Source organism: Bacillus sp. DB-2 (genome assembly GCF_003315125.1).
GTDB lineage: Bacteria > Bacillota > Bacilli > Bacillales > Bacillaceae_G > Bacillus_A > Bacillus_A mycoides.
In genome coordinates, this window is record NZ_QNRN01000009.1 from 194,752 (window position 1) to 217,899 (window position 23,148).

The 23,148-nt window shown below is 32.8% G+C and carries 22 protein-coding genes and 2 pseudogenes; 5 read left to right on the forward strand and 19 right to left on the reverse strand.

Annotated features, from left to right (window positions below; translation table 11 throughout):
* The first annotated feature begins 93 nt into the window (after positions 1-93).
* Complete coding sequence (locus tag DET63_RS17150) at positions 94-1,359, forward strand: Y-family DNA polymerase (protein ID WP_002069795.1); 1,266 nt, start codon at positions 94-96, stop codon at positions 1,357-1,359.
* Complete coding sequence (locus tag DET63_RS17155) at positions 1,356-1,697, forward strand: YolD-like family protein (protein ID WP_016096734.1); 342 nt, start codon at positions 1,356-1,358, stop codon at positions 1,695-1,697. Before DET63_RS17150 ends, DET63_RS17155 begins: the two co-directional genes overlap by 4 nt.
* Before the next feature lie 477 nt (positions 1,698-2,174).
* On the opposite strand, the gene DET63_RS30455 is transcribed toward DET63_RS17155, so the two are convergent.
* The 3 genes and pseudogenes from DET63_RS30455 to DET63_RS30660 form a co-directional block, all read right to left on the reverse strand.
* Entirely contained in the window at positions 2,175-2,309 is a 135-nt protein-coding gene (locus DET63_RS30455; protein WP_142675685.1) for a cytochrome c biogenesis protein ResB, read from the reverse strand.
* Positions 2,310-2,381: 72 nt separating this feature from the next.
* Positions 2,382-3,587, reverse strand: a complete 1,206-nt coding sequence (locus DET63_RS17165; protein ID WP_113937283.1) for a macrolide family glycosyltransferase — start codon at positions 3,585-3,587, stop codon at positions 2,382-2,384.
* A gap of 289 nt (positions 3,588-3,876) precedes the next feature.
* Positions 3,877-4,170, reverse strand: a pseudogene (locus tag DET63_RS30660) (tyrosine recombinase XerS); the annotation flags it as partial.
* A gap of 286 nt (positions 4,171-4,456) precedes the next feature.
* Here DET63_RS30660 and DET63_RS17175 point away from each other — a divergent pair.
* Both DET63_RS17175 and DET63_RS17180 read left to right on the forward strand, forming a co-directional pair.
* Positions 4,457-5,551 (forward strand): Rap family tetratricopeptide repeat protein, encoded by a 1,095-nt coding sequence (locus tag DET63_RS17175; RefSeq protein WP_181777928.1) that lies wholly within the window; start codon positions 4,457-4,459, stop codon positions 5,549-5,551.
* Positions 5,548-5,679 carry a Phr family secreted Rap phosphatase inhibitor gene (locus DET63_RS17180; protein ID WP_113937285.1) on the forward strand — a complete coding sequence of 44 codons (132 nt, stop codon included), beginning with the start codon at positions 5,548-5,550 and terminating at the stop codon, positions 5,677-5,679. Before DET63_RS17175 ends, DET63_RS17180 begins: the two co-directional genes overlap by 4 nt.
* Before the next feature lie 115 nt (positions 5,680-5,794).
* Here DET63_RS17180 and DET63_RS17185 read toward each other — a convergent pair whose 3' ends face one another.
* From DET63_RS17185 to DET63_RS17265, 16 genes and pseudogenes are all read right to left on the reverse strand, one after another.
* A complete protein-coding gene (locus DET63_RS17185) occupies positions 5,795-6,088 on the reverse strand; it encodes an ArsR/SmtB family transcription factor (RefSeq protein WP_113937286.1) in 294 nt (97 codons plus the stop codon).
* Positions 6,089-6,177: 89 nt separating this feature from the next.
* Positions 6,178-6,609 carry a disulfide bond formation protein B gene (locus DET63_RS17190; protein WP_113937287.1) on the reverse strand — a complete coding sequence of 144 codons (432 nt, stop codon included), beginning with the start codon at positions 6,607-6,609 and terminating at the stop codon, positions 6,178-6,180.
* A 33-nt stretch (positions 6,610-6,642) separates the two neighbouring features.
* Entirely contained in the window at positions 6,643-6,936 is a 294-nt protein-coding gene (locus tag DET63_RS17195) for a hypothetical protein (RefSeq protein WP_113937288.1), read from the reverse strand.
* Positions 6,937-7,011: 75 nt separating this feature from the next.
* Positions 7,012-7,212, reverse strand: a complete 201-nt coding sequence (locus DET63_RS17200) for a hypothetical protein (RefSeq protein WP_113937289.1) — start codon at positions 7,210-7,212, stop codon at positions 7,012-7,014.
* A 65-nt stretch (positions 7,213-7,277) separates the two neighbouring features.
* A complete protein-coding gene (locus DET63_RS17205; protein WP_113937290.1) occupies positions 7,278-7,919 on the reverse strand; it encodes a thermonuclease family protein in 642 nt (213 codons plus the stop codon).
* A gap of 411 nt (positions 7,920-8,330) precedes the next feature.
* Entirely contained in the window at positions 8,331-8,447 is a 117-nt protein-coding gene (locus tag DET63_RS17215; RefSeq protein ID WP_002203966.1) for a DNA topoisomerase I, read from the reverse strand.
* A gap of 398 nt (positions 8,448-8,845) precedes the next feature.
* A pseudogene (locus tag DET63_RS17220) lies at positions 8,846-9,211 on the reverse strand (M60 family peptidase N-terminal accessory domain-containing protein); the annotation flags it as partial.
* 459 nt (positions 9,212-9,670) lie between these two features.
* The gene (locus DET63_RS17225) at positions 9,671-10,879 is read right to left on the reverse strand and encodes a macrolide family glycosyltransferase (RefSeq protein ID WP_113937292.1); all 1,209 of its coding nucleotides are present in this window, start codon (positions 10,877-10,879) and stop codon (positions 9,671-9,673) included.
* Between the two features lie 242 nt (positions 10,880-11,121).
* On the reverse strand, positions 11,122-11,961 hold the full coding sequence (locus tag DET63_RS17230; protein WP_201055298.1) for a YitT family protein: 840 nt from the start codon (positions 11,959-11,961) through the stop codon (positions 11,122-11,124).
* A 98-nt stretch (positions 11,962-12,059) separates the two neighbouring features.
* Positions 12,060-12,671 carry a GTP pyrophosphokinase gene (locus tag DET63_RS17235; protein ID WP_113937321.1) on the reverse strand — a complete coding sequence of 204 codons (612 nt, stop codon included), beginning with the start codon at positions 12,669-12,671 and terminating at the stop codon, positions 12,060-12,062.
* Between the two features lie 35 nt (positions 12,672-12,706).
* Positions 12,707-13,330 carry a TetR/AcrR family transcriptional regulator gene (locus DET63_RS17240; protein ID WP_113937294.1) on the reverse strand — a complete coding sequence of 208 codons (624 nt, stop codon included), beginning with the start codon at positions 13,328-13,330 and terminating at the stop codon, positions 12,707-12,709.
* 179 nt (positions 13,331-13,509) lie between these two features.
* Positions 13,510-15,465: an ABC transporter ATP-binding protein/permease gene (locus tag DET63_RS17245; RefSeq protein ID WP_113937295.1), complete on the reverse strand. Its 1,956-nt coding sequence runs from the start codon at positions 15,463-15,465 to the stop codon at positions 13,510-13,512.
* Positions 15,466-16,121: 656 nt separating this feature from the next.
* Positions 16,122-17,978 carry an ABC transporter ATP-binding protein gene (locus DET63_RS17250; protein ID WP_113937296.1) on the reverse strand — a complete coding sequence of 619 codons (1,857 nt, stop codon included), beginning with the start codon at positions 17,976-17,978 and terminating at the stop codon, positions 16,122-16,124.
* Positions 17,965-19,734, reverse strand: a complete 1,770-nt coding sequence (locus tag DET63_RS17255; RefSeq protein ID WP_113937297.1) for an ABC transporter ATP-binding protein — start codon at positions 19,732-19,734, stop codon at positions 17,965-17,967. The genes DET63_RS17250 and DET63_RS17255 overlap by 14 nt, the downstream gene beginning before the upstream one ends.
* A 169-nt stretch (positions 19,735-19,903) precedes the next feature.
* Positions 19,904-20,035: a hypothetical protein gene (locus tag DET63_RS30665; protein WP_258550634.1), complete on the reverse strand. Its 132-nt coding sequence runs from the start codon at positions 20,033-20,035 to the stop codon at positions 19,904-19,906.
* A 144-nt stretch (positions 20,036-20,179) separates the two neighbouring features.
* Entirely contained in the window at positions 20,180-21,679 is a 1,500-nt protein-coding gene (locus DET63_RS17265) for a DHA2 family efflux MFS transporter permease subunit (protein ID WP_002204021.1), read from the reverse strand.
* Between the two features lie 193 nt (positions 21,680-21,872).
* Here DET63_RS17265 and DET63_RS17270 point away from each other — a divergent pair, with 193 nt between their 5' ends.
* Positions 21,873-22,778: a TetR/AcrR family transcriptional regulator gene (locus tag DET63_RS17270; RefSeq protein ID WP_016093733.1), complete on the forward strand. Its 906-nt coding sequence runs from the start codon at positions 21,873-21,875 to the stop codon at positions 22,776-22,778.
* The last annotated feature ends 370 nt before the right edge of the window (positions 22,779-23,148 follow it).

Here is a 23,148-nt window from a genome sequence, read left to right on the forward strand (position 1 = left end):
GAGTCAGTTTTATTTTTTTTAAAAAAACCTTTATAACAGAACGCATATTCGTATATAATAAGAACAGACGTTCTTATTTAAGGAGGCATAACGGTGTATGACTACTCAATTTTGCCAAATCGAATTGTTTTATGTGTAGATCTTCGCAGCTTTTATGCAAGCGTGTCCTGTATCAAGATGGGCTTAGACCCACTGCATACTAAATTAGCTGTAGTAGGAGATGTGAACAGGAGTGGCTCCATTGTTTTGGCTGCAACACCACCATTAAAGGCATTAGGTGTTAAGAAAATGGCAAGGTTGTACGAAATACCACGGCGTAAAGACATTCTTGTAGTAAACCCAATCATGGGAACTTATATAAAATGCTCAAATTACATAACAAAATTAGCTTTACAATACGTTCCGATTGAGGATTTCCACCAATACAGCATCGATGAATTCTTTATGGATATTACAAATAGTATCCATCTGTTTGCGAATGAGCCATATGAATTTGCGTTGAAATTCAAACGTGAAATATATGAGAAAACAAGAATTGAATGCACAATTGGGATTGGGCCTAATCCTTTAATGAGTAAGATTGCTTTAGATGTGGAAGCGAAGAAGACAAAAGACTGCATCGCATATTGGAAGTACGAAGATGTACCCATAAAATTATGGCCGATACGACCACTTAGTAAGTTTTGGGGGATTTCGAGTAAAACAGAAGTAAAGTTAAATCGAAAAGGAATACATTCAATTGGAGACTTAGCGCAATACCCGCTCAAATACTTAAAACAAAGCTTTGGGGTTATTGGCGAAGAATTACACTTACATAGCAACGGCATTGATTTTAGCCGTATTGCAGAAAAATACATACCAACAACAACTTCAATGGGTAAGAGCCAAATACTCATGCGTGATTACACAATAGAAGAATTTCCAATTATCCTTCTGGAACATATCGAAGAAGTTTGTTATCGGATGAGAAGACAAAACAAACTAGCTCAAACAATCCATTTTTCCATTGGTTACAGTAAAAATTACGCTGGTGGTTTCAGAAAAACTCACACTATGAACCGACCAACTAATTTAACAATGGATATCTATCATATTTGTACATATTTTTTACATAAGTTTTATACCGGGGAACCAATTAGATCTATCAATGTTTCTTTAACCAATTTAATCAATGAAGGTGAAGAACAAATATCTCTTTTTGACAATGTAATACAACGAGAAAAAGAAATGAAATTAACGAAGGTAATGGATGAAATACGCACTAAGTTTGGTAAGAACAGCATATTAAGAGGAATTTCTTATACAAATAGTGCTACAGCAAGATACAGAAACACATTGTTAGGAGGACACAAATCATGAACAACACTAATATGCCAAAGGGACGAGGAATGGTGAAATGGACGCCATTTGCTGCAATGACAGAACAATTTGACGGTATACGTGAGATTATTAAGGAAAAGAATAAAGTAGCACGTCCAATCTTAACTTCTGAAGAAATAGAACTTATCGAGAACATGTTATTATGCTCATTACTATCTGAAGAAGAGGTGTTGATTACATATTACGAAGATGGCTATCTGCTTACTAACTACATGACCGTGACTGATATTGATCCATTGAATTGTTCTATACTATGTACAGATGCTTTTTATAACAGGATTACTCTTAAATTTATGGATGTTGTTGATGCAAAATAAAAGCATTCAATGCAAAGTATAAATACTAAATGTGATGATTGCGCTCCCCCCTTGGAATAAATGAATTCGAAGCTAAGGATATGAAACTATATTTTAAAGATATAATAAATGAAACATAAGTCAAAAATATCTTATAACAAAAGTGACTCTTGTTTTGTTAGCTTGATAGCGATGTGGCGATACCCCATCGCCATCAACTTAAGTAATTAATTGTTCACCAAAACGCTATGATCGCTTCTTTTAGACGGAAAATTAAGAAATTTAAAGAAAGAATTGAAGAGTTGGAAGATGAAAACAAAAAATTACGCAAAACAGTAAGTACAGAACTAGTAAATTATATGAAAATTTTATAATAAAGTTATGGAAGTAAACTTTGATACATAGAACATAAAAAAGAGACAGCAATCGCTGTCTCTTACTAAACTAAAGGGTGCGTTAGTTAATTAGCAGTTTAAAATTCTTATTTATTCCCTTTTACTAATCAATTTTTTCTATACGCACGCGTTTTATAAATAATGACAACACAAGTCCAATGAGCGAAATAACTGCTATAAAGAAGTACACATACTTAGTTCCTTCAGCTGGAAAATTTATAACTATCGCTTTTGACATAAAAAATCTCTCCATTTCTATATATTTTAGTTAGAGTAGATTTCTAGTTGTCATCTTAGATTGAAATTTATATTATTTCGAAATTTGGTAATTAGAAACAAATTTCTCAATTTCTTCAATAGCTTTTTTGTATCCTCCAGCATCTCGAAGCGTCTCTCCGACTTTACGACTCTTCTCCTTAAATGTTGCATCATCCATTACTTTCTTTACAGCTTCACGTAACAACTCCGGCGTTAATTCTTTACGATCCAGTCTTATTCCAGCCCCTACCTCGGCTACTCGTTTTGCAACTAATGGTTGATCTCCTGTCACTGGAACTACAACTAACGGAACACCATAATATAATGCTTCACTTGAGCTATTCATACCGCCATGTGTAACAAATACATCAGTATGTTTCAATACTTCTAATTGCGGGACATAATTATACACTTTAAAGTTATAGGGAATATCCTTAAATTGGTTTATATTTATTTTTTTCCCAACAACTAATATAACAGTCGCATCGATACCTTTAAAAGCTTCAAAACATTTCTCATAAAACTCTGGCTGCTCATTAAAAACTGTTCCCATAGAAATGAAAACAACTTTTTTGTTCTTTAAATCTTCAATAGGAAAACTTCCTATCTCTTTACGAGTGGCAATTGATGGACCGATAAATTTATACGATTCATCAAATACATCCGAATACGGCTGATACTCTTTAGAAGTATATACAATTGTAATATCTCCAGGATGATTCATAATATCATATAGACTATTACAGTCCATTCCATATCGCTCTTTCCATTGTTCCATTCCAGCTAAACACGATTGGTATAGTGGATCATTTTCATCTATTTGTCTCGATTCTTGTTCATCATTAAATGTAATGTATTGATTAAAAGCAAAAGTCGTACAGGAAGAAACGCTTGGTAATTGTAAGATATTCGCTATAATACGTCCTACTGGAAAATGATTATCATATATCAAATAATTGTACTTTTCTCCTTCTGTTTCATCTACAATTTGAGTAACAATACGTTCTGATGCTTCTATCATATGAGATAGCATCGTTAAAGGACTACCGCCTTCATTCACTCGTTCCATAATATTGATTTGTGAAAGAAAATTCTCAAATGCTCGAAATTCCGCACCTGTTGCTTCAATCTTCTTTCTATAATCCTCAATACAATATGCAACAACTGTTTCTCCACGCTGAATTAACTCACTAACAATTGCTAATGTCGGATTAATATGACCTTCTCCGGGAAAATTTATTACGAGTACATTCGCCATTACACTCTCTCTCTTTCATTTAATATAGTTAAATTAATAATTAATTATGTTAATCAATATCTATTATAAACCAATCTATTCTATTCCTTCATATATTTCTCTTCATTTTACTATTGAGAAATATTTTCTACTGCTACTGCTACTACTATTACGAGCACAAGATCTTAATAACACCTAATAAATTCAACCTTTACTTTTTATATCCCGTATATAAGACTTGTATATTTTAAACCATTTATATATAAATAGTTATTTTTATAATTCTAACAATAATTAAGGTACCTCCAAGTTCTCTATCGCGTTTGAAGATTCTTAACTTACCAGAAGCGTTTTCTTGCAGCATTTGCTCATATTAATTAGAAAAAAAGCGCATAAATTTAATGTCACCAATATTGCGGAAAATAACTTATGAAATTTCTTTTGCTCTCGCTGCAGCGTCAATTTTTTCTTTATGAATTTCCATTTTGGCCTTAACATTTCTATAAAAGTAACACTTTCCATTATTATCTTCAATGTTGCTTGTTAGATAGTTAAATAATAACTTTAGAGCTAAAGATGTTCGTATAACTGTCTTTATTTTATTCTAGTCATACAAAACTCCCCCTAATTATCAGATTGTGTCTAACAATTAGGGGGAGTTCATATTTTAGGACTTTGTTTTGAAATCTCTAATAATTTTTTAAACACTCTCTTTTCAAGCAAACGTGAATTGGTATAGGTCAAAATATTAATATAAGAAAAAATATAAAATAACTATTTTTTCTGAATTTTGTTGAAAAATAAATTGAAATCACTCAAATAATGTTGCTAGTTTGCTATGATGGTAATAAATAGTATTAAGATACTTCTATAGGATGGGGGAATATATAATGATTGTTTCTACAAAGGGGAATAATGAAATTACAAAACTTTTAAATGAGTGGTATATTGAAATCCGCTCAAGACGTATAGGAAATGCTCATCGATTGAAAGAATTAATTGATTCTAAGATTCATAGCATCGAAGAAGATCAGAATTTATTGCTCTACTACTCACTACTAGATTTTAGATATCAATTTGTCATTGATAATTTAAGCGTTTCAAAAAGAAGTTTTGACAAAGTTGAGGCTTTTGATATGCCTACAGATAATTTCTTAGCTTATTATTATCACTTTTTCAAAGGGATTCATGCCTCTACTATTGGCGAATATCAAATCGCAAAAGAGAGTTATGAAAAAGCGGAAACACTTTTAGACTGCGTTCCTGATGAATTAGAAAAAGCTGAATTTTATTATAAAGTTGGAGCTTTTCATTATGATATATATCAAGGGCTCCTGTCTTACAAAAAGGTAACAGAGGCACGAGAAATCTTTGCTCAACATGCTGGGTATGAGATTAATGTAGCGTTTTGTGATAATCTTATAGGCTTAGCTTGTACTCATTTGAGAGAATGGGAACTAGCCGAAGAATATTTCACGAAAGCAATGGATATGTTCCAAAAAACAGATGAAGAGCAATTCATTTTAATGGTGCGTCAAAATTTAGGGTTAATGTATGCTACTCAAAACCTTTCACCATTAGCTATTAGATATCTCTCAGAAGTAAATCAAAAAATGCCTAACAATTATAAGGCACTTTTTATTGAGGCAAGAGAGCATATGAAGAATGGGGATCATTCCGTTGCAAAAGATCTCATAGCAAAAGGATATTCTATTTGTGAAGAGGTTGATAATATAGAATATCTTCACCATTTTAAAATCTTAGACGCAATGAATGCAGATTTTCCTGCCGAAGCGCTTGAAAGAACAGTGCTAGAAGGCGTATCATATTTTAAAGAGCAAGAACTTTTTGAATACATCAAAGAATATGAAGAAAATCTTGCTATTGCACTCTATAAAGAAGATAATCATGTTAAAGCAAGTCAATATTTTTATTCAAGTTCTCAGGCAGGAAAAAAAGCTTTTGAGAAGGAGGCATTAAAATGAAAAAAACATTTTTTGGTTTAGTTGGTGTAATTACTGCTTTAACTTTAATGTTTGGTGCCCAATCCCCTATGGAAACGCAAAAAGCTATTGATGTTGTTCAATACGCACACGGAAATCATGGTGGTTAAAATTTAGATTTAATGAATTTAGAATGGTTAATGCATTATAAAAAGGGAAGAAAAATTTCTTCCCTTTTTTAGATTGTTTTATCTTTTATATACTATTATTATTTATTCTCTCACCCTATAAACCTAGTACACTAACAATCTGGCATGCTTTGGAATTTACAATATGATAGTACATCTCTAATCCCCTTCTTTCTGAACGCAAAATCTTCCCTCGCATTTTAGATAAATGCTGAGATACGGTAGATTGAGGCACATCTAATAACTCTGTTAACTGTGTTACATTACAGATTTTGTGACGTTCTAGTTCCTTCACAATTTGTAATCTAACTGGATGAGCCATAATCTTTAATAATTCTACATCCGCCTCTGGGATTTTGTACATTTCATTACTTACTTGCATTGTTGTCATTTTTAATTTCTCCTTTTCTAAATTCCTTTTTTATTTTTAATATCAATTTATGAGCATTTTATATTTGTACAAGTGTATTTAGATAATAATCAGTGTTTTATTTGGTCTTTTGTCTCTCTGTCAGGTTTAATATATAGAAGTATTATAATGGCTAAAAATCCAACAAAAGATAGCATAGGTATTGAGATGAAACCAAATAAATTTAAGCGATCTTCCGTACAAGAAACTCCTACAGAACATATTTTCATCTCACTCGCAGGGAAGGTTTGAATCGTTATTTGATAAACAGCTAGCAATAAACCACAAAGTGCAACTGGGAATGCATATGTACTTACCAATGGGTCTTTTCTATACATACCAACACCTAATATCAACACTAAGGGATACATGGCCATCCTTTGATACCAGCACAAATCACATGGGGGAAGTTTCATCCATTCACTAAAAACCAAGCTTATAAGCATTGCACTAGTAGCTATCGTCCAAGCAATTGCAATATGATACTTTCGAATTAATGTCATTCTTCATTCACCTCATTTAATGTTCTGCTCTACTTAGCGTCCGTATGTGATTAGCTTATTTCCATGCTTTGAGAATCCTGTCTCGATGGAAAGTATCCAATCGTTGATATCTTCCCAGTCATATCCTTTTTCTTTTAGTTCTATCGGGAACTTATTCTCGAAATCATCCCGCATTTCGTACATACTTTCCAATGCTTTTTCCATTGGACCAAATTTATAAAAAATGTGCGTGTTTACACGTTTGTTTCTCTTTTCTGATACAGCCAAATATACGTATCGTTTTTCTTTCGCTAAAACGAATTTCAAGAATCCCGCTACCTGACTCATCTCTTCCATCTCCTTCGCGGTTTTCCTTACCACTCTCTTTTTAGTGTGAGTAAGGAAAACTTTCTCTCTTACAGTTTAATTCAATGAATATCTCATTTTTTTGCTTTGAAAATAAAAAAAAACACTCATCATCACAATGTTTATTACACCAGCTGCAGCTCCAATTTTTGAAATAACATAGATGTATTCGTTACTACTGAAAGGCATCATGCTCGAAAATATAAAGACAATCGAAATAACAAACGATAAGATCATGTTTCTTTTATTCTCTTTCACACTTAAAAACCTCCTTATTTTAATCTCAAAGCATTAGTATTCTTACTATGCTTGAGTGATATGCGTTAAGCGGCATCATTTCGGTTATAATGATGTTTCTTTTCATCCACAAAACCTTTGATACTCCACACTCCACTTTTAGATGATTTTGCTTTCTTTTCTGCATCTAACATTTGTGGAAGCAGCGTAGTGTTCGGTTTAGTAATATAAGCTACAATTCCGTATCCTGATTTGACCATTAATTCATTTACATGTATTCCCTCGCAAAATAAATACGCTAATTTTCTGCCATACTTGTCTTCTTTTTGTCCATGATCATATACCAGGGTTACATCTTTTCCTTCTATTTGTTTCTTTAGAAAAGAAGATGCTTCTTTACCCATCTTTTGTGGCGGAATCTTTCGAGAAACAGATTCAGGGGTGTCTAATAATAGTAACCTTACCGTCTGCTTCTTCCCGTTTACTTTCACATCTACTGTATCTCCGTCTTTTACATGTATTACTTTTCCTTTACCCGTTTCTAAGCCTTTTAATTTCTCCCTGTATACTTCCGGAATATCAACATTACTCTTTCCTTCTACATTTTGCTGGATTGCTTTCTGGGCCGTTTGTGCAGGCCTCGAATCATTTGTTTGTGTTGAACTGCTACATGCTGTAATTTGAAAGACTAATGATGTTATACAAACAATCTTAATCCATGGTTTCATACCGTAGTATCCTTTCCTATTAGTATCAATATACAAATGGACTATATGCTGGATTAACTTCTTTATAATCACAACATAAGCAAAATCGAACCCACTTTGGATATTCGTTAAACGTAGCCCTGAATGATTGCTTTTTACACTTGGGACATGCTGATATTTCATTCCCCTTATTACGCTTATGACTCTCCACACTCTCAAAAGATACATCTGTAGATGGTATTTCACTCGTACGCAATATATCTTCCCCCTCTCTATTTTTTTAGGGATTTATAGACAACGAAAAAAGGACACACCTATGGCATATGTATGCGTAGGTGTGTCCTTTTGCAGGTAGATTTAGAAGTATTTTGTTACTTTCATCATATCATAATTCTTATTAATTTTATATACAGAATTTAAGATTTTATGATATTATTTCTTTTTCTCATATACAAAAGTAATCCTCTTCTGTTCGGAGTCATATGTTAATTTCGCACCAAACATTTTTCCTGTTTTCTTCGATACAAATCCTTTAATTGTATCCATCATATGTATCAAACCTTTCTTTTTTGGTGTAAAAAGTGTTTTATTACATGATAAAAAGCACCCTACACAAGGATGCTCTTAATGTGATAAGGAGTTAGATATGAGTGAATAAGGAACAACGCAGGGTTGTACCTATACTTGTCCTTATCAAAAGGTGACATAATAACAGCACCCGTTTCCACGAGTACTTTGGTAAAAAAGGGATTAGATGAAATATAACTTGTTTTATACTATATGCTTGTCTCTTTTAAAGTGTGAAAATGAAAAAGAGCACTCTCCTTAAGTGCTCTCTCGTAAAGAATATCGGTAATTATATTTGCAACCGTTCTATATAAGTGTATGCTTCTCAATTATCTTTATGTCTGAAATTGTTATTATATAATCCATTACGGTATGTCATATTTCGTATAAAAAAGAGTAACCATACTTTGATTTGATGTATTTCCAGCTGCATCTACAGCCTTCACTGCATATTTATATTCCTTGTTAGCTGTTAAGTTTTTATCAGTAAACGTCGTTCCTTGTACCTGAATTGTTATTTGTTCATTTGGCTTAGCATATAACCCTGTTGACTCGTATACACTAAAATTTCATTCCCTTCTTTCAATATTTTGAAGTTGGTAGACATCTCCTTTTCCTAAAACTGCAAATACTCGATTTTCCACATTAACAGAATTTTCATACTGTAACATTGTAGATACTTTCTTTTGCTGTGCTTGTTCTTCCGCAAAGACTTCAAATTTAGGCGTTATTCCAGTAGCAAACATAGATAATGTGGCAGTTATCATTACTAAATTTTTTGTTTCTACCCCCTTTTCATAATATCCCTCTGTTGAATTTCTAGATACTTACAATATAAATATACTCATTTATATAAGAAAATGGATATATTTTAATTCACTTGATAAGAAGAATATTCAAATGAACGTATGAGAAAAAGAAAGAGTTTAATACGTTTATTATAAAAAACGTATTAAACTCTTTGAAATGTCGAAATATTAACACATTATACTTTGGTATAAAAACTTCTAAACAGTTGTAACTAATCACCCCAAAACGAAAAAAGAGCTGACTTCTCAAAGTAACTAATGTAGAGAAAGAAAATTTTCATTTTGGGGGTACTTCAAAATCTTAGCTTGATAGCGATGGGGTTTTATAAAATTCTTAAGTTGATGGCGATGTGGCTGGACCTCTTATAGTTTATACAATTCATTAGATTTGTTTCATTATTCATTATTATAGTTTGATTTTGAAAGCACGTGCAGAATTTCATCCACTGCTTTTTTATATCCACCTGCCGCTTGGAAAGAATCCCTAATTTTACAACTATTTTCTTTGAATTCTTTTCTATATAGTACTGCTTCTGTCTCTTCTCGTAATATTTCTGGAGTTAAGCTCGTTTTGTCTAAATGAACACCCGCTCCTAATTCAGTTACTCTTTTAGCAACTAAGGGTTGATCCGCTGAAATAGGTATTACAACTAATGGTACCCCGTAATATAATGCTTCACTCGAACTATTCATTCCTCCATGTGTAATGAATACATCTGTATGCTGTAATACTTCTAATTGTGGAACATATTTATATAGAATAAAATTAGGAGGAACATTTTTAAATTGTTCTATATTTGTTTTTTTACCAATTGCCAATACAATTGTTGCAGGTGTGTCTTTAAAGGCTTCAAAGCATTTTTCATATAAAGTTGTTTGTTGATTGAGAATAGTTCCCATGGAAATGAAAATCACTTTTTTACCTTTTAAATCTTCTATAGGAAAATCTTCCACATCATGACGCGGTGTGATAGAAGGCCCAACAAATATAAAAGAATCATCAAATTCATTTGCATACGGTTGATACTCCTTCGAAGTATATACAATTGTAATATCTCCCGGATGGTTTATTACGTCACGGAAGCTATCGTACGTGACTCCGTATTGTTCTTTCCATTTGTTAATAATGTCTATACAGTTTTTATTTAAAGGAGATTTTTCACCTAAATATTTAGAATTATCGATTCCGAATAACGAAATCGAATCATTAAAAGCAAATGTTGTACATGAAGAAATCTTTGGTAATTGTAAAGCGGATGCTATAATATATCCCGCCGCAAAATGATGGTCATAAATTACATAATCAAATTGTTCACCTTCGATTTCGGATAAAATATCTTTTACTAGTCTATCCATGACAGAGATCATGTTAGATAACATATCTAACTGATTAACTTTTTGTTTAACATCCTTATTGATATCTGTTTTTGGCCGAAAGTTTTCATATGTTCGAAATTCGGCACCTGTCTTTTCAATTTTATCTCTATAATCTTCAATACAATAATAAACAACTTTTTCGCCTCGTTGTATCAACTCACTTACAATTCCAATTGTCGGATTCACATGACCTTCTCCGGGGAAATTAATAAAAAGTACTTTTGACATAATAAACACTCCTCATTTGTATATCTTAATTTATAATTATTTTAATTAAATATTAAAGCGTAATTATTATTTTCAGGGAGAAAATTATTAAATATATTATAAATGAGTCATCTAGAGATGTATGGTGAGGGATATTTTTTATTTTGCCGCTGAAACATATCTTTATATATTAGCTACAAACAATTGAGGAACACCTAAACCAATTTAGATAGCAACCTCCATATTCTGTAATATTTTTACCACTAGTGTATATCTCGTTTTTTAAATCGGCCTCCACGTACTTCTGTAATATCTGCTACAGCTAAGAAAGCAGCTGGGTCTAGTTCTTCAATTAAAGATTTTAATTTAGCCTCTTCAAGTCGGTTAATAATGCAAAAAATAACCTTTTTATTATCCCCCGTATAAGCACCTTCGCCGTGAAGATATGTGACTCCACGACCTAATTGTGAATTAATTGCTTCGCCAAGTTCTTCTTGCTGTTCACTGATAATCCATACAGATTTCGATTGTTCAAAACCATTAACTACGGTATCAATTGCCTTCGATGCAATGACATAAGCTAAAATGGAATACATTGCTCGATCCCAACTGAATACAAATCCTGCGGCTCCTAAAATAAAAACATTAAAAAACATAACAATTTCTCCTACAGAAAAAGGGATTTTCTTATTAACGAGAATTGCGAGAATTTCTGTACCATCTAATGCCCCTCCATATCTAATGACTAGACCAACCCCAACACCAAGTGCCATACCACCAAAAATAGTAGCAAGAAGAATATCATCTGTAAATGCTGGAATTGGGTGAAAAAGTGTAGTCAAAATTGATAAAGTTAATATCCCAAAAATAGTAGAAAACGCAAATGTTTTTCCAATTTGTTTATGCCCCATAAAAACAAAAGGAAGGTTTAATAAAAATAGGAAAACACCTAAATTTAATCCTGTGAGGTGAGAAAGCATAATCGAAATTCCGGTAATGCCTCCATCAATAACTTGATTAGGAATTAAGAAAATCTCAAGTCCTGTGGCCATTAATAGCGCTCCAATGATTATAGCTATAGTTCGCTTAATAATTTGAAGCATGGGTAATCTGTGATGTTTTACTTTTATTTGTGCAGTGTCAGCCAAACGTATGCATCCCCCTTAATAAATTTTCTTTTTCCTTGCTCTCATATTATTGTTTAACAATTTAAATCATTTACTTTTTTATGGATATCCTTCATTTTTTCATCCAAAGATTTTACCGTTTCTGCTGCCTCTTTAAGTTCTTTTTCAAGATAGAAAGGGATTTTTTTATCATACTTATAATAAATTTTATGTTCTAGGCTAGCCCAAAAATCCATCGCTAAGGTGCGAAGCTGAATTTCAACATAAACCTTCTCTACATTTTTGGATAGTGTCACAGGAATTTGAACAACTACATGTAAACTTTGATATCCATTTGATTTTGGGTTTGTAATATAATCTTTCACTTGTACAATTTTGATATCATTTCGGTTAGATAATTGTGAATAGATATCATAGATATCGCTTACAAAAGAACAAATAATTCTCATCCCAGCAATATCATACAAATGTTCTTTCGTATTTAACAGGGAAGGACTAATTTTCTTTCGATCAAGTTTTGATTGAATACTTTCTAAAGACTTGAGTCGTATCTTAATATGTTCAATTTGATTGTGATTATTTAAATATTTTGCTTCCTCAGCTATAATATTGATTTTTGTTTTCATTTCGTCCAAGGCAAACTTATAAGGTAATAAGAACTGACCCCATTTTTTCATATCTTCCATTTGGAGCTTCCTCATTTCTTTGACTTCTAAAACTTTCATTTATTCGAACCTTTATAAAGCCCTTTTTTAAGCAAAGAAAGTTCTAAAGCATAGTTTTTCACTGATTCATCGAAAGGTATTTCCTTTGCGAAATTTTGAATAAGATTTTGAAATGTCACCGCCATGACAATCTTCATGATATGAAATATTTCTCGTTCTTCTACAATGTTCAATTTTTCTTTATTTATTAACACCATGATTTCTGATAATCGACTTTTATTGTTTTCCTCGTTCACATTTCGGATCAATGTATTTTCAACTTTATAATTCATATTCAAAAAGGCATTTCTAAAAAATTTTCGATTTTCTAGGTTCTGAAATTTTGTTAGCATATATTGGTATAATTCAATATGAGCGTCAAATAAATCACCATCCTTTTCTTTTAATATCGAAATAAATTTTTCATTGTTCTTTTTGGAATATTCATCTAATAAAAAGAAGAAAACATCTTCTTTATTCTCAAAGTATTGATAAAAACTTCCCCTAGGTATTCCAGCATCTTTGATGATGTTGGAAATTGATGCTTCAAATAAAGAAACTCTTGAAAATTCTTTCATTGCTGCCTGAATTAATGCTTCTTTCTTTTCACCTGCTAAATTAAAAAATGTTTGTTTGGGCATTTTTTCCTCCGATCATACGAATGACAATATGTCATCCCCGTTTATAAATATGGGTCTTTTTCATTATTAATATTCTATAAAGCGAAAAATTTCATTTAAGTCCTGTTAATGAATACTCTTCATTATCCTAAGGTTAACACAAATTAGATTTGTGTTAACCTTAGATACAAATCACTATTCTATTCAAACCTCAGTGATTCCATTGGATCCAACTTTGCAGCTTTGGATGCTGGCATAATTCCAGCTATTACACTTACAATTATACTTACCGCTATACCTAAAAACATATTTTGAGCTGTTAGATTGATCAGCTCTGCACCAAAGCTATTTGATAACAGGCTATTCCCAATTAAACTAATTACACTGGCACCTGTTACAGCTATTAAACCACTAAATAAACCAAGCAAAGCGGATTCTGAGAAGAAAATTCGTTTTATATCTTTCTTTCTCGCTCCTACAGCACGCAATATTCCGATTTCTTTTGTTCTTTCAACTACACTGATATATAAAACGACTAAAATCATAATACCTGAAACAATTAGAGAGATTCCCGAAATTCCTGCTAGAAGTGCAGTTGCCATATCTAAATAAGATGTAACTTGTTTAAGCATTTCAGCCATTTGGGAACTTTCAAATCCATATTTGTCTAATTCGGTTTTAATTCCTTCTACCTGTTGTTGTTTTTCAGCAAAAGCATTGATTTGAGTAGGGCTTAAAGTCAACCCCTGCTCTGCATATGTTTTCTCTAATGTTTCATATTGTACATATGCCATAGTTATCCCTTGCGGCCCCATATTTTCAGCTTTATATACACCGGATACTTTTAATTTATTCTCGATAGTAACAGGTTTATTGCCCTGTCCTATTTCGTTCACATAGACACTTATTTCTTTGCCAATTAATGAATTGTAGTCTTCTCCATTGCTTAATGATTTAGCTAGTGCCGGTGTTAAAAGAACTTCATTTTTGCTAGGAAGATTTCCTTTTTCTAAATTTTCTTTCTTTACAGAATCGGTCATTGTTGAAAATTTCATAATATCTGAACGCTTATCTCCATATAATGCACTACTTTTCATGTCAAAAGATGTTACTTTTTCTATACTCTTAACGTGTTCAATATTTTTAATTTTTTCAATATCTTCTTCCTTTAAAGGATCTTTTGCCGCTAGCATGGACATGGAATTGTCGGCCTTATCTTCTTTCCCTTTTGTAATTTCAACCATTAAAGGGTTCATGCTGGAGTTGATTTCATCATTCATATACTTTGTAACACCGCTACCTAAAGACAACATCAAAATAACACTTAATATACCGATGGAACCACCTAAAGCAACTAGTATATTTCTTTTTGCATTCAACTTCATATTTTTTAACGCAAGTTTGAGTGAAGAAGTTAGGCTCAGACTTTTGGATTTCACTTGTTTCGTTTTTTTGTTAGATGGATAACTTTCCTTCAAATGTATATCTTCAATAATTCTACCGTCATCGATTTTCACAATCCTACTACCAGAATCGGCAACCTTTTGAGAGTGAGTTACAGTAATTACAAGCCTTCCTTTCTTTGCAATGTTATCTAATAGTTCTAGTATTTGTTGACTTGTTTCTTTATCCAAAGCGCCTGTTGGCTCATCAGCCAAGAGAATGTCTGGTTCGTTTGCTAATGCGCGTGCGATTGCTACACGTTGTTTTTGCCCCCCAGAAAGTTGATTTGGCTTTTTCATCATATGTTCTTTTAAGCCAACTTCAGCTAAAAGTTCTTTCGCCCTTTCATTTCGTTCTTTTTCGCTTTTACTTGCCATTTGCATCGCAATCGTTACGTTCTCTAACACACTTAAGTGAGGAATTAAATTGAAGCTTTGAAAAACAAATCCAATTTTATTTTTTCTATAATCATCAAGTTCATATTCCTTCATAGTCTTTAGGTTCTTTCCTTCTACAAGGACCTCTCCATTAAAGTCAGAGTCCATACCGCCAATGATATTCATTAATGTTGATTTTCCACATCCTGATTCACCAAGTATAGACACGAACTCCCCCTTATTAAAGGTTAAATTTATATCATGGAGGATCGTTGACTTTTCTTTTTTATATATGGTATATGATTTATTAATATTTTTTACTTCTAATAATTTCATTTATGCTCCTCCTAATAAAGTTGATTTTTTTATAATTTAGAAAAACTCTTTTTTTTCCGCTTGAGATATTCTTCTAATAAAATGAGAAAAATATCTGTAATCAAAATACTGATAAATCAACAAATCCTTGTTTAAGAATACTATTCCCCTCCAATCCAACCAACATATGACAACGTGTCACAATTGGGTATAAATCCATATTACATGACAACGTGTCATACGTCAAAGGGAAAATATGACACGTTGTCATAATCATTTAACCAAAATTTATTAGGAATTGAATCAATTTTTGGACTTCTAGATGCATGGAGTACTGAATGAAGATGATATCCATCCGAAAAATGTGGCACCTGACACTTTTAAGATTTAATGTATAAATAAAAGTAAGCTCCATTTTTAATTTAATGGAGCTTACTTTTATTTGCTAAATTTTTTGACCTATGACACAACCGAATAGTATGCCAAACATAAGGTATTTAAATTACATCAGCAATAATCTCAAAACTTGTCTTTGTTCAACCAACCTCATCCAGTAAATTAATTTTATGGTCTGGAAAGAGTCAATATCTATTTCTAGCCCTACCTACTATACCTTCGTACTTCATTCACCAGCTTTTAGCCACAAGGATCCTGAGAAAGAAGTTAGTAATTAATACTTAAGAGACTGATTCAAATTGACTATTATACAGATCCGCATAGAATCCACCTTTAGCTAGTAATTCCTCATGGTTTCCAGTTTCTAAAATGTCTCCCTCTTTCATCACTAAGATCAAGTCAGCATTTTTTATAGTCGAAAGACGGTGTGCAATGACAAAAGATGTTTTCCCAACTGTTAAACGATCCATTGCTTTTTGAATTAATAATTCCGTACGTGTATCAACTGAGCTTGTAGCCTCATCTAGAATTAATAATGGGGCATTTTCAATCATCGCACGGGCAATCGTAATTAATTGTTTTTGTCCAGCTGATAAATTCGCTTTATCATTTAATAAGGTATCATAGCCTTTAGATAAGTTTTTAATCGTATTATGCAGCCCAACTGCTTTGCATGTTGCTATGATTTCTTCATCTGAAACATTTTCCTTGGAATAGACAATATTGTCGCGAATCGTCCCTTCGAATAGCCATGTGTCCTGAAGTACCATACAGAATAGATCATGCACATATTCACGAGTTAATTGATTTATAGGAACACCATCAATAGTAATTTCTCCACTGTTGAGTTCATAGAATCGCATTAATAAATTGACTAATGTCGTTTTTCCAGCGCCCGTTGGACCTACGATAGCTACTTTTTGTCCTGCATTCACTTTAGCAGAGAAGTCTTTTATGATTAGACGATCTTTATCATAGCCAAATTTAACATGATTAAATTCCACATCCCCTTTGACATTGTCTAATCTCATTGTTTTTTCACTTTCATCTGACAATTCTTCTTCTGCTAAAAATTCAAATACGCGTTCACTTGCTGCTGCTGTAGATTGCAGATTCGTTGCAGCTTGTGCTAATTGTGATAAAGGCTGTGTGAACAAACGAATATAGACCATAAAGGCAACGATTGTTCCAATTGTAATTACACCATTTGTCACAAGTAATGCACCAACAATACAAACTGCTACATACCCAAAGTTCCCGATAAATTGCATGATAGGCATCATAATCCCAGACATAAACTGTGATTTCCAAGCATTATCAAAAAGACGATCATTGATTGTATGGAATAATTCTTTTGCTTCCTTTTCGCCGTTATATGCTTTTACGATATGGTGACCTGCATACATTTCTTCAATATGTCCATTGATTTTCCCAAGTTCAGCCTGCTGCTGTACGAAGTATTTTTGAGAACGCTTCATAATCAATGTCATTAGAATAAATCCAATTAAGGTTGCAACAATTCCTGTTATAGCCATAATCCAGTTGGTATAGAACATCATTATCAATGCGCCAACAAAAGTTGCGATTGCCGTTACTAATTGTCCTAGGCTGTTATTTAGCGTTTGGCCAATTGTATCAACATCATTTGTTACACGGCTTAATATATTTCCATAACTCGTTTTATCAAAGTAACTTAAAGGGATTCGATTCATTTTTTGCGATAATTCTGTACGCATTTTTTTTGTGATTTTTTGTGTTACCGTTGCCATTATAAACCCTTGTATATAATTAAATACCAAACCTAATCCGTAGAGAACCACTAAAATGATTCCAATATTTTTGATTGCACCTAAATCAATGTCACCCCTAATCCCTTCTTGGATAATGTCGGTCATTTCACTTAATTTTTCTGGGCCATATACATTAAATGCAGAACCCACAAAAGCTAATATTAAGGCGAAAATAACAATTGGTACATAAGACTTACAGTAGGAAATCAGCTGTTGAATCGTTTTTTTGAAATTGTTTACTTTTTGTCCTTGGGCCCTGCCACCCATTGGACTATGCCCTCCGCCCATCTGTCTCTCATTTTTTGAGTTTTTTTCATGATCTCCAATGGTATAATCATTTTTGGCCATCAGTCAATTCCTCCTTCGAAAGCTGAGAATATGCAATCTCTTGATACGTCTCGCAGTTATCCATTAATTGTTCATGTGTTCCATTCCCAACTACTTCTCCCTCTTCAAGAACAATAATGCGGTCTGCATCTTTAATTGTTCCGATGCGCTGTGCAACAATTAAGGTAGTGGCATCCTTCGTTTCTTTTCTTAAAGCAGAACGTAGAACCCTGTCTGTTTTGTAGTCTAATGCCGAAAACGAGTCATCAAATATATATATTTCAGGTTTTCGATAAATTGCACGAGCAATCGATATACGCTGTTTTTGTCCCCCAGATACGTTTGTACCACCTTGTGATATCTGCCCTTCATATTGTCCTTCAAGTTTTTCCACGAATTCTTTCCCTTGTGCAATTTCCAATGCTTCTTTGACAGCATTTAGTGACGAATGCATATGTCCTGATTCTCCATAGGAAACGTTCGAAGTTACAGTACCACTGAATAACACAGACGATTGCGAAACGTAGCCAATTTTATCGTGTAGAGTTTCTTGTCTGTAATTCTTTACATTTATACCATCAACCAATACTTCACCTTCAGAAACATCATTGAAACGAGGAATTAAATTTACCAAACTTGTTTTTCCACTCCCCGTAGATCCAATAAAAGCTACCGTTTCTCCTTTTTTTGCAGTAAAGCTAATATTACGAAGAATATGGTTCTCTGAATCTGGATATTTAAAGCTAACATCGCGGAACTCAATCTCTCCCACAATACCTGGTTTTCCTTCTGTAACTGTACCCTCTTTAATTGTCGCTTCTGTTTCAAGTACTTCCATAATACGTTTTGCTGATACCGTAGCACGAGGTAACATAATAAAAATCATACTTACCATCATAAACGCCATTACAACTTGCATGGCATACGCTGAGAAAACAACTATATCCGAGAAAATTGTAATTCGATTTATCATCTGTGCTTCGTTAATCAAATAAGCACCAATCCAATAAATCGCAACACTTAAACCAGACATAATCGCAGTCATCCCTGGCCCAATAATTGCCATTAAACGATTGGCAAAAAGATTTGTTTTTGTTAATTCCATATTAGCTTTTTCAAATTTATTTTCTTCATAGCCCTTAGCGTTATAAGCATGTACGACGCGCATCCCTGTTAAGTTCTCACGAGTTACACGGTTTAAATTATCAGTAAGAGTTTGGATGATTTTGAACTTTGGTATTGCAAATAGAATAATCACAGCTAACATCATGCATAAAACGACAACTGCTATACCTGTCGCTGTTGTCAATTGCCAGCTCTTTCCTGAAATTTTCATGATTGCCCAAACAGCTAGAATTGGTGCTTTCACAATTATCTGTAATCCCATTGCCACAATAAATTGAATTTGCGTAACATCATTAGTTGAACGAGTAATCAAGCTTGCTATTGAAAAACGATTAATTTCTTCAAGTGAAAAAGATAAAGTTTTATCAAAAACTAATCCACGTAGACGTTTGGATAATCCCGCCGCGACCTTAGCAGCAAAGTATCCTACAATAACAGCAGTAACCATACTTCCTACTGCACAGAGTAGCATATATGCTCCAGGTCCAATAATTTGAGAAAAGTTCGTACCCTCCATTTGGATTAATGTCGTGATTTCAGCCATATAGTCCGGTAGCTTTAAATCAAGCCAAACCTGTACTGTAATGAATGCTATACTTAATAGAACAAGTATCCATTCATTCTTTTTTAAATACTTAAATATTTTCAACATATCCATTCCCCTTTTACCTTATAGTGTAAGATATTCGAAAAATTATTATGCAGTCCAGTGCTGAACTACAAATTTAGCAATACACATTAAAACTGCCCATTTTTCCGAAGCCTATAAGGGATTTTATATATGATTATAAGAACAAACGCTTTGAAAGCTCTACAAACTTCTACACGTCTTCTTTCCGAAGCTTTTTCAGTTTCATTTCCATTTTCTTAATTCCTTGTTCGTGTTTCTCTAAAATGATTTGTTTACCAGCATCCATAGAAATGATATCAGCTATCTCAAATTTTATTTTCATTTCATCTAGAATTTTAATATATTAACGAAAGAAACAAGTTTGACAAACTTTCACATAGATATAGAAGAATGTAAACCAGAGAATCTTTCTATCCTTTCTGGTTTACATTCTTTTTGGTAAAAAAGAGAATCCTCTTTGAATCGACTAACTTATTTTTTCATTCAGCACATCTGATTGATCCGAAATTGGAACTGTTGTCCGCTTAAGGAAAAATGAGAGAATAAATGCAAAACCAGCAATAACAGCTGAGACAAGAAATGCATCATTGATTCCTGAAATAGTCGCTTCCATGGAAATATGCTGCTGTATTTTTAATAAAGCATCACCTGTAGGTGCACTTGTTAGCTTGCCCATAGTATCCGTCATCATTTCTTCTACATGTATTGCCGTACGATTAGACATAATTGTAACAAGTAGACTGCCACCAATTGCTCCAGATACTTGTTGAATTGTACTATTCATTGCTGTACCATGTGGTGTGAATTTTGGTGGTAATTGATTTAAACCGTTCGTCATAATCGGCATCATAACCATTGAAATACCGAGCATACGTGCTGCATATAAGACGACTAAATGCGTATACCCTGTTGAACCTGTTAGCTGACTAAATAAGAATGTGGTAACAATCACGATAGCTAAGCCAATAAATGCCAACATTTTCGGACCAAACTTATCAAATAATTTCCCTGTAATTGGCATCATAATCCCCATAATTAATGCTCCTGGTAACATGAGTAAACCAGAATCCATAGCAGAAATGCCACGAATGTTTTGTAGATAAATCGGTAATAACAGCATGGCAGAGAACATTGCCATATTTAACGCAACAGAAATGACGGATGATAGAGCGAACATTGGATATTTATATACTCTAAAATCAAGCATTGGCTCATCAAGCTTAAATTGACGAACGATTAACCCGACTAATGATGCCAGTCCTAATACAATTGTTAAATAAACATTTGGTGAATCCCAGCCGCTGTTACCAGCAGAACTAAATCCATATAAAATACCACCAAAGGCTAACGCAGATAACACGACGGATAAAACATCAATGGTATCATTAGTTTTTTCTTTATAATCCTGTAATTTAAAGTAACCTAAAATCCAGACTAAGAACATAATTGGTACCATCATTAAGAATAAAATTGGCCAATCATAATGTTGAATAACCCATCCAGATAAAGTTGGACCAATAGCTGGTGCGAAAATCATTACTAAACCAAACATTCCCATAGCGGAACCACGTTTTTCGGGTGGAAATGTTGTGTATAATACGTTCATTAGTAGCGGCATAATAAGCGCTGCTCCTGAAGCTTGAATCATACGAGCAGATAATAATATTGGAAAGCTTGGTGCAAATCCACCGATTAATGTACCAACTGTAAATAATCCCATAGCGGTTAAGAATAGACGTCTAGCTGTATATTTTTTGATTAAAAATGCAGTTGTCGGGATTAAAATCCCATTGATTAACATGTACCCCGTCGACAACCATTGTACGGTTGAAGCACTCACATCAAAATCCTTCATAATAGCTGGTAGAGCTATGTTAAGTAACGTGTTACTTAATAAAGCAACGAATGCCCCAGTCATTAATATAAACAATAATCCAAAAGAAGTTTTTGATTGTTTTTCGGACATATATATACACTCCCTTCACCTTTTGTACTTCGTGTACATTTATATACTTTCGGTTTAATAAAACTTATGATACATCATTAGCGGTCTATTATCAACAAAAAATATACCATCCGTACAAAATTGTACGGATGGTATATTTTTGTTATAATCTTATTATAAATATGGAAGCATAAATTACAAAGGAGTGCAGATAGTGAATAAGAAAAAAAAGTATGTTATAGATAAGGCACATGAATTATTTATTGAAAAGGGATATCATGCTACATCTATTCAAGATATTTTAAATCATAGTGGGATTTCAAAGGGTTCTTTTTATAATTATTTTTCTTCCAAAGGCGAACTGTTTAAAACTGTATTTAGTTCCATTCTAGAAGAGATAGAAATAGAACGGGATAAACTACTCATTGGAGAAGATTGTACAGATATCACTGTCTATATAGAACAAGTTATTCTTATAATGGAGCTTAATAAAAAAAATAAATTAATGCAATTAATCGAAGACGTGATTGTATCTAATGATCCAGAGTTGATTACATTCATAAAACAGTCTAAATATCTATTTTTAAATTGGGTATATAAACGATTCTTAAATATCTTCCCAGAGAATAAAGCAATTTATTTAATGGATTGTGCAGTTATTTTCATTGGTATTTTGCAGAATATCCTTCATACGAATAATGTCTGGAATGAAACAATTACAACAAAGCAGATTGTTTCATATTGTATGGATCGAGTAAATACCATCTTAGAAGATATTAGTAAAAAAGACATTCAGCTATTTACACCCGATCACATAAATGAATTATTACCTCAATCAAGTTACAATGATTTTTTTAATAATGAGTTCTCAATTGCTACGTTAAACTTAAAAAAAACAATTGAGAAGACATTAAATGATAAAGAACAGAAAATAACTACCTATTTAAGTCTGTTACATTTTATACAAGAAGAAATTATGTATAATAAGGAAAATCCGAGGATATTTTTAATCGAGAGTGCTTTATCAACATTGAAAAACAGTCATGAACTCAATAAGAGGCAGGAGTATATACAGTACGAAGAAATTTTAAAAAGTATGAATTATCATCCGATTTCATAAAAAATTGTAAGTAAGAATGATAATCCAATTGCATCTCGGTTCAAACTAAGGAAAAATATTTCAACAAAGATTAATTAATTTGTAAACATCCTATACAATTAAATACGAATGTATATGTGAAAAATTCAGCTTAAAATCAGATTTGAACTAAAAGTAATCCCATAATCTATTTTTACACGTATCTCAGCTGCCCCATCAAACTACTATTTTGAAGTATTCCCAAAACGAAATTTTCATCTCTCTACAACTATTTATATGAATTTAGTTCGTTTTTTGGGGGATAATAAATTTCTTAACTTGAGGACGATGGGATACCGCTAGCATTTCGGAAAAAAACAAGCTAAGCAAAAAAATAAGCTGTCTATATAGA

Bases quoted from the DNA above. Each gene is read 5' to 3' on its own strand.
- DET63_RS17195 (WP_113937288.1), bottom strand. From the start codon at position 6,936: ATGAGTCAGGTAGCGGGATTCTTGAAATTCGTTTTAGCGAAAGAAAAA.
- DET63_RS30455 (WP_142675685.1), bottom strand. From the start codon at position 2,309: ATGTCAAAAGCGATAGTTATAAATTTTCCAGCTGAAGGAACTAAGTAT.
- DET63_RS30665 (WP_258550634.1), bottom strand. From the start codon at position 20,035: ATGAAAATAAAATTTGAGATAGCTGATATCATTTCTATGGATGCTGGT.
- DET63_RS17230 (WP_201055298.1), bottom strand. From the start codon at position 11,961: ATGCTTCAAATTATTAAGCGAACTATAGCTATAATCATTGGAGCGCTA.
- DET63_RS17265 (WP_002204021.1), bottom strand. From the start codon at position 21,679: ATGTCCGAAAAACAATCAAAAACTTCTTTTGGATTATTGTTTATATTA.
- DET63_RS17255 (WP_113937297.1), bottom strand. From the start codon at position 19,734: ATGTTGAAAATATTTAAGTATTTAAAAAAGAATGAATGGATACTTGTT.
- DET63_RS17240 (WP_113937294.1), bottom strand. From the start codon at position 13,330: ATGCCCAAACAAACATTTTTTAATTTAGCAGGTGAAAAGAAAGAAGCA.
- DET63_RS17205 (WP_113937290.1), bottom strand. From the start codon at position 7,919: ATGAAACCATGGATTAAGATTGTTTGTATAACATCATTAGTCTTTCAA.
- DET63_RS17175 (WP_181777928.1), top strand. From the start codon at position 4,457: ATGATTGTTTCTACAAAGGGGAATAATGAAATTACAAAACTTTTAAAT.
- DET63_RS17245 (WP_113937295.1), bottom strand. From the start codon at position 15,465: ATGAAATTATTAGAAGTAAAAAATATTAATAAATCATATACCATATAT.
- DET63_RS17185 (WP_113937286.1), bottom strand. From the start codon at position 6,088: ATGACAACAATGCAAGTAAGTAATGAAATGTACAAAATCCCAGAGGCG.
- DET63_RS17165 (WP_113937283.1), bottom strand. From the start codon at position 3,587: ATGGCGAATGTACTCGTAATAAATTTTCCCGGAGAAGGTCATATTAAT.
- DET63_RS17190 (WP_113937287.1), bottom strand. From the start codon at position 6,609: ATGACATTAATTCGAAAGTATCATATTGCAATTGCTTGGACGATAGCT.
- DET63_RS17225 (WP_113937292.1), bottom strand. From the start codon at position 10,879: ATGTCAAAAGTACTTTTTATTAATTTCCCCGGAGAAGGTCATGTGAAT.
- DET63_RS17235 (WP_113937321.1), bottom strand. From the start codon at position 12,671: ATGGAAGATATGAAAAAATGGGGTCAGTTCTTATTACCTTATAAGTTT.
- DET63_RS17155 (WP_016096734.1), top strand. From the start codon at position 1,356: ATGAACAACACTAATATGCCAAAGGGACGAGGAATGGTGAAATGGACG.
- DET63_RS17215 (WP_002203966.1), bottom strand. From the start codon at position 8,447: ATGATGGATACAATTAAAGGATTTGTATCGAAGAAAACAGGAAAAATG.
- DET63_RS17250 (WP_113937296.1), bottom strand. From the start codon at position 17,978: ATGGCCAAAAATGATTATACCATTGGAGATCATGAAAAAAACTCAAAA.
- DET63_RS17180 (WP_113937285.1), top strand. From the start codon at position 5,548: ATGAAAAAAACATTTTTTGGTTTAGTTGGTGTAATTACTGCTTTAACT.